This window comes from Parapedobacter sp. SGR-10, from assembly GCF_011030405.1.
Taxonomy (GTDB): Bacteria; Bacteroidota; Bacteroidia; order Sphingobacteriales; family Sphingobacteriaceae; genus Sphingobacterium.
The window spans coordinates 1-1,704 of the sequence record NZ_JAAJTJ010000060.1; the positions used below are offsets into that span (position 1 = coordinate 1).

The 1,704-nt window shown below is 55.8% G+C and carries 1 rRNA gene; it reads right to left on the reverse strand.

Annotation, left to right across the window (positions count from 1 at the left end):
* Window positions 1-14: 14 nt before the first annotated feature.
* Window positions 15-1,544: ribosomal RNA gene (locus G5B00_RS17835) — 16S ribosomal RNA — on the reverse strand.
* Between the last annotated feature and the right edge of the window lie 160 nt (window positions 1,545-1,704).

The window sequence follows — 1,704 nt, forward strand, 5'->3', positions numbered from 1 at the left end:
TCCCGGCACTCCAGAAAGGAGGTATTCCAGCCGCACCTTCCGGTACGGCTACCTTGTTACGACTTAGCCCCAATTACCGGTATTGCCCTAACGCGATCCTCGCGGCAACACGCTTCAGGCACCCCCGGCTTTCATGGCTTGACGGGCGGTGTGTACAAGGCCCGGGAACGTATTCACCGCGTCATTGCTGATACGCGATTACTAGCGAATCCAACTTCACGGGGCCGAGTTGCAGGCCCCGATCCGAACTGTGACCGGCTTTAAGGGATTCGCGCTCCATTGCTGGATGGCTGCCCTCTGTACCGGCCATTGTAGCACGTGTGTAGCCCCGGACGTAAGGGCCATGATGACTTGACGTCGTCCCCACCTTCCTCACAGCTTACGCTGGCAGTCCGGATAGAGTCCCCACCTTAACGTGATGGCAACTATCCACAGGGGTTGCGCTCGTTGCGGGACTTAACCCAACACCTCACGGCACGAGCTGACGACAGCCATGCAGCACCTAGTTTCGTGTGATAAATCACTTGGCCATCTCTGGCCAATTCACTAACTTTCAAGCCCGGGTAAGGTTCCTCGCGTATCATCGAATTAAACCACATGCTCCTCCGCTTGTGCGGGCCCCCGTCAATTCCTTTGAGTTTCACCCTTGCGGGCGTACTCCCCAGGTGGGTGGCTTAACGCTTTCGCTTGGGCACCGACTGTATATCGCCGACACCGAGCCACCATCGTTTAGGGCGTGGACTACCAGGGTATCTAATCCTGTTCGATCCCCACGCTTTCGTGCATCAGCGTCAATTATGGCCTAGGCAGCTGCCTTCGCTATCGGGGTTCTGGGACATATCTATGCATTTCACCGCTACTTGTCCCATTCCGCCGCCTTCGACCACATTCAAGCCCCCCAGTATCAAAGGCACTGCAACGGTTGAGCCGCTGTATTTCACCCCTGACTTAGAAAGCCGCCTACGCACCCTTTAAACCCAATAAATCCGGATAACGCTCGGATCCTCCGTATTACCGCGGCTGCTGGCACGGAGTTAGCCGATCCTTATTCTCCGGGTACACTCAGCTACCTACACGTAGATAGGGTTGTTCCCCGGCAAAAGCAGTTTACGACCCGTAGGGCCTTCCTCCTGCACGCGGCATGGCTGGTTCAGAGTTCCCTCCATTGACCAATATTCCTTACTGCTGCCTCCCGTAGGAGTCTGGTCCGTGTCTCAGTACCAGTGTGGGGGATTCTCCTCTCAGAGCCCCTAGGCATCGTAGCCTTGGTCAGCCGTTACCCAACCAACTAGCTAATGCCACGCGAGCCCATCCCTGTCCTATGAATATTTGGACACCCCCCGATGCCGGGGGATATCGTCATGCGGTGTTAATCCCTCTTTCGAGGGGCTATACCCCTGACAGGGGCAGGTTGCTCACGCGTTACGCACCCGTGCGCCACTCTCATCAGGACAAAGCAAGCTCTGTCCCGAATCCCGTCCGACTTGCATGTATTAGGCCTGCCGCTAGCGTTCATCCTGAGCCAGGATCAAACTCTCCATGGTAAAATAGATCGTCCGATCCGGCTATCCCTTTAAAATAACCGGAACCGTAATTGTTCTTCCGGCCGGAAACGGTAACGTACCTCTAAAGGCACTACCGCTGCGCTACATGATCATTTCCTTAAAGAACTATCCCGCCGCCGCTTCGCGCTTTGGCTGTATA